The organism is Pseudomonadota bacterium, from assembly GCA_026388255.1.
Taxonomy (GTDB): Bacteria; Desulfobacterota; Syntrophorhabdia; order Syntrophorhabdales; family Syntrophorhabdaceae; genus JAPLKB01.
Genome location: JAPLKC010000059.1, coordinates 34,079 through 52,346 on the forward strand (window position 1 = coordinate 34,079; position 18,268 = coordinate 52,346).

At 44.3% G+C, this 18,268-nt stretch carries 13 protein-coding genes; 11 read left to right on the forward strand and 2 right to left on the reverse strand.

The window, feature by feature from the left end:
• Positions 1 to 106 precede the first annotated feature (106 nt).
• Positions 107 to 3,241, forward strand: coding sequence for an efflux RND transporter permease subunit (locus NT178_07545; protein MCX5812383.1), 3,135 nt, complete (start codon positions 107 to 109; stop codon positions 3,239 to 3,241).
• Positions 3,242 to 3,279: 38 nt separating this feature from the next.
• Positions 3,280 to 3,570, forward strand: a complete 291-nt coding sequence (locus NT178_07550) for a hypothetical protein (protein ID MCX5812384.1) — start codon at positions 3,280 to 3,282, stop codon at positions 3,568 to 3,570.
• Between the two features lie 6 nt (positions 3,571 to 3,576).
• Here the strand turns inward: NT178_07550 and NT178_07555 are convergent, their stop codons facing one another.
• Both NT178_07555 and NT178_07560 read right to left on the reverse strand, forming a co-directional pair.
• The gene (locus NT178_07555) at positions 3,577 to 5,511 is read right to left on the reverse strand and encodes an ATP-binding cassette domain-containing protein (protein ID MCX5812385.1); all 1,935 of its coding nucleotides are present in this window, start codon (positions 5,509 to 5,511) and stop codon (positions 3,577 to 3,579) included.
• A gap of 993 nt (positions 5,512 to 6,504) precedes the next feature.
• Complete coding sequence (locus tag NT178_07560) at positions 6,505 to 9,096, reverse strand: PEP/pyruvate-binding domain-containing protein (GenBank protein MCX5812386.1); 2,592 nt, start codon at positions 9,094 to 9,096, stop codon at positions 6,505 to 6,507.
• A 193-nt stretch (positions 9,097 to 9,289) separates the two neighbouring features.
• On the opposite strand from NT178_07560, the gene NT178_07565 reads away from it, so the two are divergent.
• The 9 genes from NT178_07565 to NT178_07605 all read left to right on the forward strand — a co-directional run bounded on the left by NT178_07565 (position 9,290) and on the right by NT178_07605 (position 18,259).
• Positions 9,290 to 9,544, forward strand: coding sequence for an AbrB/MazE/SpoVT family DNA-binding domain-containing protein (locus tag NT178_07565; protein ID MCX5812387.1), 255 nt, complete (start codon positions 9,290 to 9,292; stop codon positions 9,542 to 9,544).
• Positions 9,532 to 9,858, forward strand: a complete 327-nt coding sequence (locus NT178_07570; protein MCX5812388.1) for a type II toxin-antitoxin system PemK/MazF family toxin — start codon at positions 9,532 to 9,534, stop codon at positions 9,856 to 9,858. The genes NT178_07565 and NT178_07570 overlap by 13 nt, the downstream gene beginning before the upstream one ends.
• Positions 9,859 to 9,994: 136 nt before the next feature.
• Positions 9,995 to 10,297: a DNA-binding transcriptional regulator gene (locus NT178_07575; GenBank protein ID MCX5812389.1), complete on the forward strand. Its 303-nt coding sequence runs from the start codon at positions 9,995 to 9,997 to the stop codon at positions 10,295 to 10,297.
• Between the two features lie 545 nt (positions 10,298 to 10,842).
• Entirely contained in the window at positions 10,843 to 11,433 is a 591-nt protein-coding gene (locus NT178_07580) for a hypothetical protein (GenBank protein MCX5812390.1), read from the forward strand.
• 9 nt (positions 11,434 to 11,442) lie between these two features.
• A complete protein-coding gene (locus tag NT178_07585) occupies positions 11,443 to 12,372 on the forward strand; it encodes a hypothetical protein (GenBank protein ID MCX5812391.1) in 930 nt (309 codons plus the stop codon).
• A 54-nt stretch (positions 12,373 to 12,426) separates the two neighbouring features.
• Positions 12,427 to 12,771 (forward strand): hypothetical protein, encoded by a 345-nt coding sequence (locus NT178_07590; GenBank protein MCX5812392.1) that lies wholly within the window; start codon positions 12,427 to 12,429, stop codon positions 12,769 to 12,771.
• 719 nt (positions 12,772 to 13,490) lie between these two features.
• On the forward strand, positions 13,491 to 15,341 hold the full coding sequence (locus tag NT178_07595; protein ID MCX5812393.1) for an FAD-binding protein: 1,851 nt from the start codon (positions 13,491 to 13,493) through the stop codon (positions 15,339 to 15,341).
• A 30-nt stretch (positions 15,342 to 15,371) separates the two neighbouring features.
• Positions 15,372 to 16,781, forward strand: coding sequence for a glutamate synthase-related protein (locus NT178_07600; protein ID MCX5812394.1), 1,410 nt, complete (start codon positions 15,372 to 15,374; stop codon positions 16,779 to 16,781).
• On the forward strand, positions 16,778 to 18,259 hold the full coding sequence (locus NT178_07605; GenBank protein ID MCX5812395.1) for a glutamate synthase-related protein: 1,482 nt from the start codon (positions 16,778 to 16,780) through the stop codon (positions 18,257 to 18,259). Before NT178_07600 ends, NT178_07605 begins: the two co-directional genes overlap by 4 nt.
• The last annotated feature ends 9 nt before the right edge of the window (positions 18,260 to 18,268 follow it).

Below are 18,268 nucleotides of genomic sequence, written 5' to 3' on the forward strand. Positions count from 1 at the left end.
GAATAAAGATATATCTGTTGTGTTGTGTCCCCATGCTTCGAGTTTCATGTAGTTCCAAACTCAAAACTCAACATTCAACATTCAAAATTATCAGCAGGGGGCTGATATGTGGTTAGCCGATACATCCGTAAAACGCCCGGTTTTTGCAACAATGCTCGTTATGGCTCTTGTGGTGTTCGGCATTGTGAGTTATCCGAGTATCGGCGTTGACCTCTTCCCGAAGATTGATTTGCCTATTGTGAACGTGAGAACAGAGCTCAAAGGGGCAAGCTCCGAGATCATGGACATTGACGTCACGGACAAAATCGAAGAATCGATTAATACTATAAATGGCGTTAAAACAATTACATCTACAAGCACAGAAGGTATGTCTGTTGTAACTGTGGAGTTTGTTCTGGAAAGGAATATTGACCTTGCTGTCCAGGATGTACGTGAGAAGGTATCGATTATCAGAAAAAAACTCCCCACGGACATTGAAGAACCGGTAATAGAAAAAGTTGACCCCGATGCCACGCCTGTTTTGTGGTTTGCCTTGTCCGGCGAAAAGTCACCGCGGGAACTCTCCACTTATGCAGACGAAGTGTTGAAGGAACAGCTTCAGAGAATCAACGGTGTCGGGGCTATCAGGATGTATGGTTTACGTCTCAGACAGGCCAGGGTATGGCTTGACAATGATAAGCTCCGGTCCTATGGAATCACCGCGCAGGATATAATGGGGGCATTAAAGAGGGAAAATGTCGAGTTGCCTGGCGGAAGGATTGAAAGCAATACAAAAGAGTATACGATAAAGATAAAAGGCGAGTTCCCGACGATACAACAGTTCAATGATCTTGTAGTGGGCTATTCCAAGGGGGTGGCTGTTAAGATCAAGGATGTGGGGCATGCAGAAGACGGCATGGAGGAAAAAAGAAGTTTTGCCCGGTTTAACGGCATAAATTCCGTAAATTTAGGCATTCAGAAACAGTCTGGAACCAATACGGTTGAGGTTGTAGAAAGAGTAAAAAAAGAATTAAAGGTTATAAAAAAAACGCTACCTGCAGGGATGAACCTTAACATAGGGTTTGATCAGTCTGATTTCATCAAACGTTCTATTAATGAAGTGCAACACCATCTCATATACGGAGGTTTTTTCGCAGTTCTGGCAGTTCTTTTGTTTCTACGTAACATAAGAACAACCATTATCAGCGCCCTGGCTATACCTGCATCTGTAATCTCGACATTTGCTTTTATGAACGCCTTTGACTTTACCTTCAACAATATGTCGATGCTTGCCCTTTCCCTGTCCATAGGCATCCTCATCGATGATGCAATCATTGTTATAGAAAATATACAGAGGCATATAGAAGAAGGCATGTCGCCCCGGGAAGCCTCATTTTTTGCTACATCGGAGATAGGGCTTGCCGTATCTGCAACAACACTGGCAATTATCGTCATCTTTATCCCTGTGGCCTTTATGAAAGGGATAATCGGAAGATTTTTTTTTCAGTTCGGTATGACCGTTGTATTTGCCGTTATAGTTTCATGGTTTATTTCCTTCACTCTTACGCCGATGATGGCTTCATTATTCTTAAAACACAGCAAAAAACATTCACAGCAGCCCCTAAGGGAGGGCACTCGTGGATCATTATACGGCAGGATACTTAATGGGCATGTTTTCAGGCATATTTCCGATCAGCTCGAGAAGGCATATAAAAAGCTTGAGGAGCAATACAAAAAGCTCCTTGCCGTTGCACTGGGCCGAAGGAAGATAGTTTTAATTATTGCAATTGCCATATTTTTCGGAAGCCTTTTTTTCACAAAATTTATAGGCAAAGAGATGATCCCTTCAGAAGACCAGAGCAGATTTATTATCAGGTTACAGATGCCCGTTGATTATTCTGTTGATGAGGTTGACCATATGGCAAAACATGCCGAAAATATCGTAAAACAATTTCCTGAAGTAAGTGCAATCCTGTATTCGCAGGGTGGAGGCTTAACCAGGGAAGCAAATAAGGCCAATATGATGATCAACCTGAAGCCAAAATCTCAGAGAAAGAAAAGCCAGAACCAGATCAAGGCAGAAGTTAGGAAGGCCTTTAAAGCCGTACCGGGACTCAGGGCTTCTGTTGAAGACGTATCGATGATTGGTGGAGGACAGAGGCAGGTAGCGATTCAGTATAGTATAAGAGGCAGAGACCTTGAAAACCTTCAGACATATACAAAAGATATTCTGGGTCAGTTTTCCAAACTCCCTGGTATCGTTGATGCCGATTCATCCCTTGAAACCGGGAAGCCGGAGATTCGGGTGATCATTGACAGGGATAAGGCAGCCGATCTTGGTATCGATGTTGCGACTGTGGCGGAGGCAATTAATTTCCTTATCAGTGGGGAGGTAGATATTACGAAATTTAAGGATGAAGCCAAGGGAAGACGCTATGATGTAAGGGCAAGATTGTTACAGAAAGACAGGGAAAACCCTGATGACATAGGGAAAATGTATGTCAGGGCAAAAGACGGGCGCCTTGTGCAACTCTCAAATATTGCCATGTTCCAGGAAGCAGGCGGTTCGAGTGTTATCAACAGGGTTGATAGACAGAGGGCTATTACGATCTTCGCAAACCTTGAAACAAAACCTCTCGGTCAGGCTGTTAAAGAACTTGACAGTATATCTGCAAAGGTGCTTACAACTGAATATTCAGGGAAATATAAAGGGGAGGCTGATATAATGTCAGAATCCTTCGGTTATTTGATGTTCGCCATGATGCTTGGTATTGTCATGGCATATATGGTACTCGCTGCTCAGTTTGAAAGTTTTGTCCACCCCTTTACGGTATTGCTTTCCATGCCTTTTTCTTTTATCGGCGCCTTCGGCGCCCTCCTGATCTTCGACAAAACGCTGAATATTTTCAGTTTTATCGGGCTTATTCTACTCATGGGGCTTGTGAAGAAGAATGCTATTTTACTTGTTGATTATACAAATGTTCTGAGAGAAAGGGGTTTCTCAAGGAGGGATGCATTGCTGCAGGCAGGGCCTGTAAGACTCCGCCCGATTCTTATGACAACATTTGCCATGATATTCGGCATGATGCCAATCGCGATAGGAATCGGCGAGGGCGCTGAAACACGTTCCCCTATGGCGCTTGCAACAATCGGTGGCTTACTGACTTCTTTACTCCTTACACTTATTGTAGTGCCGGCAGCATATGATCTTTTCGATGAGTTGAAGGATAAGGTTTTCATAAAACGAATTAAGAATAATTAATTTGAAAATGGATTTTCGAATTTCAGGAGGCATTTGATATGAAAATGCTTATTACGGTATACAACGATGTAATTGATGAGGTTGTGATCGCTGCTTTGAAAAAACATAATATTAAGGGCTACACCAAATGGAAACAGACATACGGAGAGGGTACAGAAACTGAGCCGAAGCTTGGCACGCACTGCTGGCCTGGCAAGAACTATGTGCTCGCCGTGGTGGTTGAGGACGAAATGATACCCGTATTATCTGATATGATTAAACAATTAAAGCAGGAACATCCGAAAGCCGGATTAAAAACATTTATTTTGCAGGTAGAAGATATTATATAACGCTTGTCAATATTTATCCGGAAACACCGGATTTTTGCCCCTGAATTTGTCGGCCATGTTTTCAAGCTCATCCCAGCGGTGATAGGCTTCATCAAGTTCTTTTTCCACTGCACCCAACCTATCGTTAGCCTCGTATATTTTGCCCAAATCGCGGTTTGCATAGAATTCAGCGGAATTAAGGGTTGCTGTGAGGCGCTTTTTTTCTTCCTCTAAGGTTTCGATGATCTGTGGCAGTGATTCAAGCTCCCGTGTCTCTTTAAAAGAGAGTTTACCCTTCTCAGTCTGGGCCTTTTCCCTCTTTTGTTTCTGTTCCTTTGGGGCTGTCGATTTCAATTGCTCTGTTGTTACATTCCTCTGCCTCAGCCAATCGTCGTAACCACCGACATACTCCACTAACCGTCCATCACCCTCAAGGACAATTGTCGAGGTCACCACATTGTTGAGAAACTCGCGATCGTGACTGACCAGCATAATCGTACCATTATAATCAAGGAGCCTGTCTTCGAGCAATTCCAGTGTTTCCGCATCAAGGTCATTTGTGGGCTCATCAAGGACAAGCACATTAGATGGAATGACGAAGAGTTTCGCCAGAAGTAAGCGGTTGCGCTCACCGCCGGACAGAGAGCTGACGGGCGACATAATCCGCTCAGGCGAAAAAAGAAAATCCTGAAGATACCCTACCACATGCCGCGGAATGCCGCCGATAATGACCGTGTCGTTGCCGTCACCGATATTCTCCCTGAGGGTCTTATTTTCATCGAGTTGTGCACGGAGCTGATCAAAGTAAGCAACACTGACACCGGTACCCAGTCGAACCGTTCCCTGTTGCGGTGTGAGGTCATTGAGGAGTATCTTGAGAAGAGTGGTTTTGCCGGAACCGTTCGGTCCGATAACACCCACTTTATCACCCCGGATGACAGTGGTGGAGAATTCATCGACGATTTTTGTATCACCCCAGGCAAATGAAATTGCCTTTGCATCCACAACTATCCGCCCGCTCCGCTCCGCTTCCTGGATCACCAGTCGGGAGACACCCGCCTGTTCCTGTCTGCGAGCTCGCTCCTGGCGCATCTGCATCAACGCCCGTACCCTGCCTTCATTACGGGTGCGACGCGCCTTGACCCCCTGCCTGATCCAGGTCTCCTCTTTGGACAATTTTCTATCAAATTCATGCCACTGCCTTTCTTCTGCGTCCAGCAAAGCCTGTCGTTGTTCAAGGTAGGTCCTGTAGTTGGAGGCGAAAGATATCAGATGACCCCTGTCTATTTCCACTATCCGTGTTGCCAAACGTTGGAGAAATGCCCGGTCATGGGTCACGAACATGAGCGTCTTTTCATATTTCAGCAGGAAGTCCTCAAGCCAGAGGATGGTGCTGACATCAAGATGGTTTGTAGGCTCGTCGAGAAGCAGGAGATCCGGATCATTTACCAGTGCCCTGGCCAGAAAAACCCGTCGTTTCATGCCCGCAGACAAAACCCGGAATCGGGCATTTTCATCCAGTTCAGCCCTTGCTATCACACCTTCAACCCGCTGATGATAGTGCCATGCACCGGACGCCTCTATCCTGTGCTGGATACCTTCGAGCTTTCTGATGAGGCCATCATGACTGCTTCCCGCAATCTGCATGGTAAGGTCGTGGTATTCCCTGAGGAGCTCCACGTGTTCCTGTCCACCAGCCGCTACCACGTCATAAACCGTTCCCGGCAAGTCATCGGGGACGTCCTGTGCCAGCAGGGCAATCTTTACATTGCTGTTTCGAATAATCCCGCCTGAATCCGGGGTTATATGACCGGCCAGCAACTTCATGAGGGTGGATTTGCCCGAGCCGTTACGGCCCAGCAGGCCGATCCGTTCGCCGACCTCGATCTGAAGCGTAACACCATCCAACAGTTGTGGACCGCCGAAATTCAGCGAAACATCATTGATGAGTAGAAGTCCCATATCATCTCACGGGTCTTAGTATAACCGACAAAACCGGAATTTACCACCCCTGCTCTTTATTGGTTTCAGGATTTGTGGCCTGTGTGTCTCGCTGGGCGTGGCGATTAGACAATGTTTGCATTTTTGAGAAGTTATTCGACGGCCTGCCCGGGATTGAGGCACAAAAGCTACTTCAAATCTTTGGCCGTAATACCCTGAAGCCAAAAAATCGGAAGGATTCACAAAGGCTCATCTGCTGCAAATCTCAAGTGAATAAAATAATTATCAGATTCACAGAAAAGGCTATATGCTTGACTCGTAGATATTATATAAATAATTTATTCCATCGGAGAGGGTTTATATCATTTGCTGCTGTGCAATGCGCTGTGTTGGCAACACGATCCCGGCAAAAATAGGGAAGGCATTAATTACTTATTGACAAAAAATACCTACGGGGATAAGATTGGTTGCGGTATGGTTGTTGTTTCTATAGAGAAAAAAGGAGCATTCAATGAGAGACAAGAGCAAGAAAGATAAGAATAAGGGTCAGAAACAGAACAACGAAAAACAACAGCAAAAGGCAAAAAAGAAACTGGAGAAACAACCGAAAAAAACCATTTGACAGAGAAGCCTGATACACTGTTCAGGCCCAAATCGTTAACCCGCTGACTTTACCCTGCCCTTAGCAGATTTTCCTACACATATTTATGTTCACTGCTTAGCCTTTTTCCCTACCGGCCGAGCACTATGCCTCGTATAGTCAGTTACCAGGCGATCATATTTACCATCTATTAGGGGATTTGTGGCGCCAAGAACTTTTTCAGTATACCTATCTGACCGAAATAGCTAAACTATTGGCTACCGTTAAAGATCAGTTTGACTCACACGAGCAGGAGGCGGGAATAATGCCATCTCGCGCGCAGAAAAGGCATGCCGAAGAACTGATCCAGACGGTCTTGCGTGAGGTGTTCGAGGGGAAATGATACCAATCCGAATTCATGCCGGCAACAAATTCTAATTAACAAAACAGACCAGCTTCTGTGACAACATATCTGACATAATATGCAAATTGATATTCCCCGTAACGTCATACACCTTTGTGATTTCATGGTATTTACTACTCTCGGGGATCAGTGTCTCCGTGACATCACTGAATAAACCGAATATCTCCCTGTTGAATATCACGCCGGGATTGTCGGGGAATATGGCGATGTAAAAGATATCCGTTTCAATAAGGTCCTGAAAAAAGTGACTTCCATAGGAAAGTTCAGGCATGAGGTTGCCGTCGTAATAAGCGATCTCACCCATAAACGTAATGTTATTGATCTCCGAGAACCGTACGGGTACGCCAAGCGAAGGCGTTGTGGTACCCCACCTGCCGGGGCCGAGAAGCAGTGTCGGCATTTCGTCCCTGTTTTTGATCGTTTTATTGAATTTCCCGGTAAGACGGGCTATATCGTATTTTTCAGACTGTGTCAGAGCGCTGTATCCTGCAGGATCAACATAAATAATTCTTTTCACCTGCTTTGAAACACTGCCGCCCATAAAGTTTCCCTCTGTCCGCAGGAGAACTTTGTTTTCCGGCAGACCGGCAGGAATCTTTATTTTTCCCATCTGCCCTTTTGCCTGAACAGGCCTGCACTGTAAGAGATTGATCCTGTAATCATTGTATTGGGTAAAATTAACGGTAAATTCTATCTCTACAGGATAATCGTAAATACTTTCCAGTTTTTTGAGCATCCTGTGCATAACACCTGCGAAAGATGTCTTAGAAAGGAAATTATCAAAGGTGAGTATCCATGCTTCCCGGTCTTTTATGCCAAGTTCGCTCATCCGCTGGGTGGTTTCATGATCCCTCGTGCCGACAAGATCAAGTTTGATATTAAGCCCCTCGTTTATCTTATCCATGAAAGAGACTGTTTCCAGGGTATTGCTGTTGGTATCGAGGACATCCATATCGTGCTGCGAAAATCTCCTTGTATCCTCCATGCCTGCATGGGGACGGAATAGAGGACTGTCAAGGGCAACAATGCGGGGATAGTCGTTTTCAACACGGTTGACAGCCCGTGTCCCGAGACCGAGGACAAGCCGGAGCATTCCTGCCTTGGGGTCCACGCCTTCTTTCCATGCAAAGGCATTATAGGAGACACCCACACCGGCAAGATCCGGGAAAAAGTACTGTTTCCGGTGTGAACCGGACACCCTCTGAACAAGCAAGGCCATCTGTTCATCGTGTTGGTCAAGCCCTCGCTGCAAACGGTAAGTCAGGGCATCTTCATTCATGGTGCTGGCAAATACCTCTCTCACAGACTCGACAAAGTCGGCGTAACGTTTTTCAGGAGAACCCTGATTGACGGAGAAAACGCTCTCATATTTACCGGCAAAGGCATTTCCGAAAGCGTCCTCCAGAAGGCTGCTTGAACGGATGATGATGGGAGACTGGCCGTAATATTCTATAACCCGCTGGAACTGCTCTTTAATTTCATCAGGGAAAACACCCTTTAACATCTTTTCGCGGAGCTTGTCTCCTGCCTCGAAATATCCTTCTGCTGTCTTCTGCTCCATCCGCAATTTCCATAATCCGTTCTGAACGATGTAGGTATAATAAATGTCTGAACCGATATAAAAGGAATCGTGCTGTTCAAGATAATCCTCCCAGCTTATCAATTCCTCTTTATCGAGAATTTTTCTCGCAATAAGCATCCCCACGGTTTTACCGCCGATAAAACCGGTCCCTACCATGCGTGACTTTATGTTGAGGAGGTCTTCCAGAGAAAAAACCTCCTTTGCAAGCGCGAGAATTCTTTCTTCCCTGCCTATCATGATCCGGCAGAGTTCATCAACCATCTCCTGTCTTTCCTCAGAATTACCCGGTTTATTGAGTATCCCTTCTGCCTTTAAAAAGAGTCTGTCCCAGTAGTCCAGTTGACGGCGCGCACTGCTCTGCTCCCGTCTTGAGATATCTGAAAACATTTTCGCGGCATCAAAACTGTCGACAACAGGCGCAAATCCTTCCTCTTCTTCAGTATGAGGGAGAAACATTGTCGGGGAATACCGGTTCCATACCTTTAAAGGATGAATGCAATAATTCCCTTCATGATGATAGGCTTCAAGCAGTATCTGTGTGGTTTCACGGATACGGGCCACTGTCTTGAATGAATGGCTGTAGCGCAGGATAGAGAAATATGCAACGGTGTTCAGTTCAAAAAGGTAGGGGCAGGTAATAACAAAAAAGTTCCCGATCATTAGATCAGTTGCCCAGGCTGACAAAAGATAGGAAAGACAGTCAAATACATAAAAAACGTCCCTCCCTTCTGTGGAGGCGATGTTGTATACCTGAGTCGTGAAAGATTCAAAACCGCTTTTGGCATCCAGATTATATATTTTGATATTGCCAGTCTGTTTTACAAGTGGCTCATGTTCGGCAAATCTCATGTAAATGACCTTGTTGCCGTCCTGCAACATCCTGTCAACGTAGGGAGTTACATAATGTTCATATTCCTTTATATCGTCAATCTGCCAGACGACATTGTCGCCCATTTGCAGCCCGCCTAATACTTCATCGAGACTGTTTAAGCCTGTGCTTGCCCGGACAGATGTATTCATGCTGTTGTCATCTCCCATATTCACCCACTAATGCAAATTGTTGTGACATTATAACAATTCACGTTTATTAGTCCAATTAATATTGGTGGAATTATGGCTTATAACAATTATATTGTTTGATTTATACAAACTCTTGACTTTTAAGATGAATGTAATTACAATGTGAACACCATTCAGTCGAGGAGGTAAAATAATGAGGGCACACATTGTAAAAATAGGCAATTCTCAAGGAATTCGTATTCCGAAACCATTACTTGACCAAACTGGTATTGTGGATGATGTTGAGCTTGAGGTGGAGAAAACCCAGATCATCATTCGCCCGATCTCGAGTCCAAGGACTGGTTGGGATAACGCATTCAGAACAATGGCCCAAAACGGCCATGACATATTGATAGATGGAAATGAAAATATTTCCCATTCCTGGGATGAAGAGGAATGGCAATGGTAAACCGATTCGATGTGTATCTGACAAATCTTGATCCCACAGTTGGTTCTGAAATTCAGAAAACAAGACCTTGTTTGATTATTTCACCGGACGAAATGAACAGACACATCCGCACAGTAATAGTTGCCCCGATGACTACAGCAGGGAAAGACTATCCTACACGAATAGCATGCCAATTTAAGAAGAAAAAGGCGCATATCGTTTTAGATCAAATACGAACAATAGACAAAACGCGACTTATAAAAAATCTTGGCACTCTTGATACAGAAACACAGTTAAAGGTTATTTCCATTTTGCAGAGGCTGTTTGCATTTTGAAATTGCCCGGTCTGCCAGTTTTCTGACCGTTGTTTTGCAGTGTTTCACACCGGCAGCACTGCCTTCTATAAGCAATAGTTTTGAGTACAACATTAAGAAAACTATTAGCCGAAAGATCCATATGGGAGGTGTACCAATGAGTGAAATTCTTGACATAGCACACGAGATGGCCCACGATCTGTTTAAGGTCGGCGCCATGGACGAGATCACCATGCGCCGGATTGAGGCCCTTTGTCTGCCAAAAAAACGGCCATTCAATCCTGAGGACATAAGGCGCATCAGGATGACAAACCACGTTAGCCAAGCCGTATTTGCCGCAATTCTTGGTATTGGCAAAACTACGGTGCAACAGTGGGAACAGGGTCAAAAAAAACCGAGCGGGACAGCACAACGACTTCTCGATCTTATTGACCGTAAGGGGTTGGAAGTGCTTGGGTAAAATAAATACTGTAAGTTTCACCATAAAAGACTAATTGGAGCAAGGGAGCGCAAAGTAACAAGGTCAAACATAATGCTGCAATAAGTACAATTGAGAGGGCTTATTGAATGCCGGATGAAACGTGCAAATACTTTGCAGCTTGCTCTCTGTTCCTGCAAAATAAGGCCGTCTTCCTCCTAACACACTTCGTGGTTGTTGCCTGAAGTTGATACTGCGTGGCTTTTGCCAAAAGCACTGCTTTCTTCCCGAAATGCACACTGCGTGGTTTTTTCCTGAGGCACGTATAGCTTCCTGAAATCGCGCCTTCGGCCATCATCAGTAGCATACTATGTTTTAGCGGTATTCAATGGCACCACCGAAAAGTTTTTGCTTGAAGCTTTAAGGGAATTGGAACGCAATTGATTTTATATGGAGGCGATGAACACGCGCTTAGGTTTGAGGTGCCTGCAAAAAACAAGACCTGACCCTATAAAGCTTTTGCAACCATTAAAGCACAGGAAAATATTACGTTTCTCATTTCATCTTCCCAGAACATTGATCGGATCGTGTCGGCTTACCGGGCCTGCAAGCAGGCGCACAAGACTTTGGTTATCGACATCTACACGGCTTGGGTACTTGAGCAGCTCAAGCTCGTATCCAACAGTGTGCCGAATATGGAATGGGAACCGGTGAAGGTTTATGCCTCCTATAGCCAAGACAATACGCTGAAAGAACATCCCGACTTTTTCGGCGATTTCCGCAAGCGGCTCTACAAGCATCGGGTCCATAAAGAAGAGCTTCATGCCAACTCGAACGATTATCTGTTTTTGGGCAAGATGTCCCATTTCCCGATCATTGACTTGTACAAAGCCATAAAGCCGGTTAATGTCATTTACTCCCAGTGGCTCGGCTATCTTTCGTATTCAAACAAAGATTATTCTGGCGCTGAAGCCATAGCCGGCTACCGGAACGATCCACAGGTCAACTTCGTCTATGCCCATACCAGCGGGCACGCGGCGGTTGGAGATTTACGGACGTTTGCCGGGGCGCTGAAGCCGAAAATGCTGGTGCCCGTGCATACGATGGCCCCAAATGATTTTCAGAAGTATTTCCAGAATGTAATCAATCTGGTTGATGGCCAGACATTAAACCTATAGGAGGGAAGAATGGGAAAAAACAGAGATAAAGATTTCACCAGGCTCAAGAAGAACCACCCACTCGTTGACAGGCTGATATCTGAGGTATGGTGGCATGAGATCGTAAGACTTTCTCATGTCGATCCAGATATCAACATACAACTCCGGTCGGATTCTATTAATGTTTACTCGAAAATGGGAAATCTATTGAGGATAAGCTTGCACGGGAATAAAGTCTTTTGCCAGATTCATTATAAATACCTAATTGCCGAGGAGAAATCTCCTTATGTGCCGATAATCTCATCGGACGGACAACGCTTGGTGGTATCTGGCAATGTATGCCCCAATATCCAAGACATTTTTGATACAAAAAACTTCAAGACAATCAAGCAGAACATCGCCATCTACGCCGGAGAAGAAAAAGCGATCCAATCCCGGTTAGTCGAGAAAAACAAAGAGACAATCGTCGATGTTGAGGTAGCATTTTCAGGAAAGTCCGGGCCGATTGATGCCGAGGAAGACAATGCTCGCATCGATTTTGTCAATTTTGATAAAAACCTCCGGAAGCTTGTTTTCGTAGAGTTGAAACAAGCTTTTGATGCAAGACTGTACAGCAAAGAGATTAACGACCAGATAAAAAAATACTACGAATTCGCTTTGAAAAACGGGAGCCAGATCATCAAGGCATACAATGATGCCATAAACACCAAAAAGAAGCTCGGCATTATAAGGGATGCTTCATTCCTTGCTGATGTCAAAATAGAGGCAATAGAGCCGCGCCCGATTCTTGTCGTTGCAGGATTCAATCAAAATGTCATAGATGGACTAAGTAATAATATTAGCTGTAATCTTAATAAGTTTAGTACCACCAAGTATCTTTCAGGATTATACTTTTTCGGAAAAGACGTGGACCTGAATATACAGAAGCGTAAACAGAAAAACAAAGAAATATTTCTGTAAAGGTGGCCATTCTTTTAAGTTTCTATTCGAGGCTGATAGCGGAGACAATATTTTATGAGCGAGACCGGAATCTGGACAGGTGTTGACCTTGACGGCACTCTGGCCGAATATCACGGCTGGATAGGAATCGATCACATCGGTAAGGCAATTACGCCGATGATTGAACGTGTTCAGCGCTGGATAGGCGAAGGAAAGACAGTCAAGATTTTTACCGCACGGGCTTCTGAAGGACCGGCGGCAATAGAATTCATTCATACATGGCTCGAAAAACAAGGGCTCCCAAAACTCGAAGTCACCAATGTCAAAGACGCCGGTATGATAGAATTGTGGGACGATCGCTGCGTTTCTACAGGTACGAATACGGGGCAGATAAAAAATCACGCTTATTCGGGGAGATAGTAATTATGACGAGTCCAAAGGCCGATTTTGTCCACCTTCACGTCCATACATCATGCAGCCTGCTTGACAGCACCCTGCGACTTAGGAGAAAGGCTGGGGGTCAGGTCTTGTTTTTTGCACCAACGGCACTTTTTATAAAACCAACATTTCACTCCGTAATCCACGATCAAGGTCAAAAGGCCCTATACTTGCTTTGTAGGTAAAAGAAAAATCGTCCCGGCAATAACAAAAGAGGCACGTTTCTCACTGTAACCCTTGCCTCTGCGAAACCACGAAGTGCGCGACCTTGTGAAAGAAAAACCATACCTGCAATGATGTAACAGACATATTTCTATTGATAGTCTTTGCCTTTGGGAAACTGCGAAGCTCACGCCTTATGTTGATTAATAATTTTTATAAGGGGCAAGTTGAAACAAATCGCCCCAAAGGGGTGTGTCTCGCTAAATGGAACAATTTTGTATCATCAATGTCTGCAAAACAACAATATGCAACCTTATTGTAATAATGGGTTTTGGATTCTCCCACCGGATCTTAATTTATATATAATATTATCCCCTTTGTTGTTCAATATTTAGACTCAACTTTATTATAAATCGGTCGTTGGCATTAATTTTGCTTTAATAAGCTGGCATTAATTTTGCTTTAAATAGTAATTTGCAATATAATACATATAGTAATTTTCAATATAATACATTACATGAGGAAGAGATAAATAAAACATGAAACTGGCAGAAGAATTTAAAAAAATTGCAGGCGATATTAAAATTATCGATATGGACGAGGAAAAAGAAATATACAGCCATGACATAGGGGATGTTCCCACAATCATGACTGGAACTTTTTTTGAAATACAACCGGATTTTGTAGTTCAGCCTAAAAGCGTTGACGAGATCAAGCAGGTTCTGGCATTCGCCAATGCCAGAAAAGTGCCGGTAATACCGAGAGGCGCTGCATCATGGGGATTTGGCGGAGTAATTCCGACCAAAGCAGGCATTGTCATTGATCTATCTCCTTTTAGAAATATAATTTATTTGAATAAGGCGCAAAAGACTATAACTGTTGAAGCAGGAGCCAGATGGAGCGATATTGACATTTTGGCCAAAAAAGAGGGCTTATGTCTGATGACCTATCCGTCGAGCAAATTTTCCACGGTTGCCGGTTGGATTTCGACAGGTGGCTATGGCATTAACAGTTTTAGATATGGTCATTTAATCCAGCAGATCGTGTCCATGACAGTTGTAACAGCGTCTGGTGAAACCAGAAAAATTACACCTAATGATCCTGATTTTATGTACTTTGTTTCCACTGAAGGGGAGTTTGGAATCATTGTTGAGGTAAACCTTAAATTACGCGACGTTCCCCAGGCCTCATACCCGCATCTGTTTTATTTTCCCGGTGACAACGCTGCTTTCGAATTTATTGAAAAATTTGTTAAAAACAAAGATGCGCAAAGCGCTAATCCTGATGTAATCCGCTTTCTGGATGAAAATCACTTAAGTGACGTCAACGAACTCATGCATTCCAGCGTATTTAAAAAAAGCGCAGGAGTGCTGGTAGAGTTAAGCAGCTCTGAGGATGATGAAATATTTTTAAAGGCTATTGCCCAAATGGGTAATCTTGATGAGGCGCCTCGCTATGTGGCGAGTTATTTATGGAATGAACGTCTGTTCGGTATGAAAACAAAGCGCCTTGGCCCGACAATCCTGGCCAGTGAAAGTATTATTCCAATAGCTTCAGCGGCAGGCTTTATTGAAAAAGCAAAGAAATTGGGTGCGAATTTTGGCGTGGAAATATTTATTGATTCTTATATTATTGATGAAAAGATGGCCCTCATCATGACCAATTTTCTCTGTGATTCCAGAAAGAAGAGATATTACATCGACTTACCGCTGCAGACAATGCTTACCCAAACAGCAATTTCCATGGGAGCTGAGCCTTATGGGTTGGGTATCTGGAATGCAGCCTTCATAGATAATCTATACAACACCGAAAAGAAACAGGACCTGCTGAATTACAAAGCAAAGGTTGACCAGAACAATATCATGAATCCAGGGAAGTTTTTCGGAATTCAATCAAAATTCTGCAATATTCCGGCGCTCATCTTTCGACCGGGTATTTTCAGCTTTTCCATAAAGATGCTGATTTTGCTATCACCCATTATTGGGAGAATTGCGACACTGCTGATGGGCAAGGACGAGAAAATTGATAGTCTTGATTTTGAGTTGACCACTCACGCCTGTGCAAAATGTGGTAACTGTATTGCAGTGTGTCCCTCATACCTTGTCACAAAAAATGAAGAAGTCACGGCAAAAGGTAAAATTGCTCTGGCGAAAAAACTCATTCAAGGCCGCCCGGTTACCAAAAAAGAAGCTGAAAACGTGTTTATGTGTATGCATTGCAAGTCCTGTGAAGAAATATGCCAAACCAATCTGGAGCTGATGAGGCTCTGGGATGCACTGGAAAAGAGGGTGGAAAATAATTTTGGCCGACCCGAGGATAAAATCAGTGAATTTCTTAAAAAGGTTGACGACAGCAAGGAATACTGGGAAATGGTGGATCGGAATAACTGAACAACTTATTGAGAGGATGAATTAAAGACTATGCCAAAGAAATATCATATTCACACAAAGGTAACGCCGCTTAATCTGGATTATGTGTATAAATTCAGGATTGAACGGGGAGAAAACTGCATCAATTGCGGTCGATGCACCAAGGTGTGCATTTATGAGGCGCATAAACGTGGAAAGGGTGATCCTCGAAAAATGGCTGACCCGAACACAGTTGTTTGCAGAAACTGTTTTCGTTGTATTCAGGAATGCCCACGGGGAGCTCTCGAAAAATCTCTGGATAAAGATTTTTTAAATATTGGCGGATCGTACTGGAAGCCCGATATTTTTATAACTTTATGGAAGCAGGCCGAGGACGGCAAGGTGCCGGTTACAGGCGCCGGGTATCGGGGGCCCTTTACCGGACAGGGGTTTGACAGTATGTGGACAGACATGTCGGAAATCGTTCGTCCGACACGCGACGGGATCCACGGCCGCGAATACATCAGTACTTCTGTCGAACTGGGCCGGAAACTCAATCACCTGACATTTGATGAAAATGGCAAACTATTGTCGAAAATACATGATACTGTTGATATTCCGATTCCCATCATTTTTGATGTTCCGGTAGATAATTTAAGCCCGAATATTGAGATTGCTTTAATCAGAGCGGCTGCGCAGCTCAACACATGCATAGTATTACCGGCCAATAACATTGCAGCAGATATCAAAAAATACATCAAAAACATCATTCCCTTAATTTCTTCTGAGGAAATTGATAAATATCAAGGCTTGATTAAAAACGCAAGAATTGTGGCTTTTGAGTATGCCGAAGACATGATAAGCACTTTCCCTGCGCTGAAAGAAAAAATTAAAAAGATAAGTAATGCCCTTACGATCGTCCGTGTTCCGGCAACGAAGTCTGTGGAAACCATCGTTTCGAAACTGGCCCACAATGGCGCGGAAATTATCCATGTCGTTGCAGATTACCGTAGCATGGAGTTAAATGGATCAGTTAATGAAAATAAACGTCTGGGCAAGGATATTATCCGTGCTGTCCATCTGAAACTGGTGGAGGACAGGATCCGTGATGAAGTTACAATTATTTTTTCCGGCGGTATCGCTATGGCCGAGCATGTTCCCAAGGCCATGCTTTGCGGTGCGGATTTAACGGCAGTTGATCTGCCGCTACTGATTGCTTTTGGCGTCAGATTGTATGAAAACCCGGAGAAGATCATTGTTTTTCCCGAAGGACTGGAGAAAATTTCAACTCGAACAATAATGCAGAGGATAATCAACCTTATGGGTGCATGGCACTCGCAGCTTCTGGAAGTCATGGGCGCCATGGGAATCCGGGAAGCACGACGTCTGCGCGGTGAAACCGGAAGAGCTATATTTTTTGAAGAAATTGATAATGAAACTTTTGGAAAAATATTTAAAGAAAGAGAAAAAGCAACCATATGAAACCATCAACCGTACAAATTAAAAAAATGCCGTCGCGATTCAGACACCAGGTGCCTAAGTATAAGGTCACAAGGTCAAACGCATGCATCAATTGTGGAACTTGCGCCAAATCATGCCCCTACGGAGTTCATGAAAGGCAGGAAGGGCACAATAAAATGAGCGTGCCCATAGACTATAAGTGTATCGGCTTTGAATGCGAAAATAACGATTTTTATTGCGTTAACAAATGTCCGCGTAGCGCACTGAGCTTATCGCTCAATCCGATGTATGAAACGTTGGGTGACTATCGATGGACAGCCGATATGATTACCGGTACCTGGATCATGGCCGAAACCGGTTACCCGCCTGAGCGAAAAGATCTTGAATATAATACGGGCAATTCCGGAGGCGGCTTCGACAAGTTGCGCTTAAAGTTCCCTTCAGGGCGCCCAAAAATTGATAAGTTTGAGATATCTACTGAAATTCCTCTGAACCGGAGAAATGACGGCCGGGCCAATGTTGTAATTTCCACGCCTGTCTATGGCGGAGGCATGTCCTTTGGATCGGTCAGTCTGCCTACTATGGTTTCCAAGGCTCGCAACGCAACCATATGGAATACTTTTACCTGTACCGGAGAAGGCGGATATCCGGAACTCCTTATACCCTATGATGATCACGTCATTACTCAGGTGGCGACCGGTTTGTTTGGAGTACGTGAAGAAACAATTCAGCGGGTAAAAATAATAGAATTCAAATACGCGCAGGGGGCAAAGCCCGGTCTGGGCGGACATCTCCTTGGAGAAAAAAACACGGAAAGCGTTGCCCGTATGAGGGAAGCTGTTAAAGGATCGTCTTTGTTTTCACCTTTTCCGTTTCACTCGGTTTACTCCATTGAAGATCATAAGAAACACATTGACTGGATTAAAGCAATCAATCCTGATGCCTTAGTTTCGGTTAAAGTATCAACACCCAATGATGTTGATATGGTTGCCGTCGGTTCGTATTATGCCGGCGCTCATATCATTCATATCGACGGCGGATATGGCGGTACCGGCGCTGCACCTGATATTGCAAAAAAGAACATCGCAATGCCGATAGAATATGCCATAACGAAAGTACATAATTTTTTAAAAGATGAGGGAGCACGGGATGCCGTAACGCTCATTGCCTCAGGTGGTATCAGGACGGCTCACGATCTGGTTAAAGCCATTTGCCTGGGTGCAGACGGCGCGGTCATCGGTACAGCGGAAATGGTTTCCCTGGAATGTGTCAGATGCGGAAACTGTGAATCAGGGCGCGGTTGTGCCCGGGGCATAGCTTCCACCGATTCGGAACTTGCCGATTTGTTTAATGAAGAATGGGCAACACAACGCCTGACAAATATGTACCATGCCTGGAATGTCCAACTGATCGAAATATTGCAAAAGTTCGGCATGAGGAGTGTGCAGGAGCTTGTAGGCCGTACGGATTTGCTTGAACACATAGATTACAGTAAATAAAACGGAGTC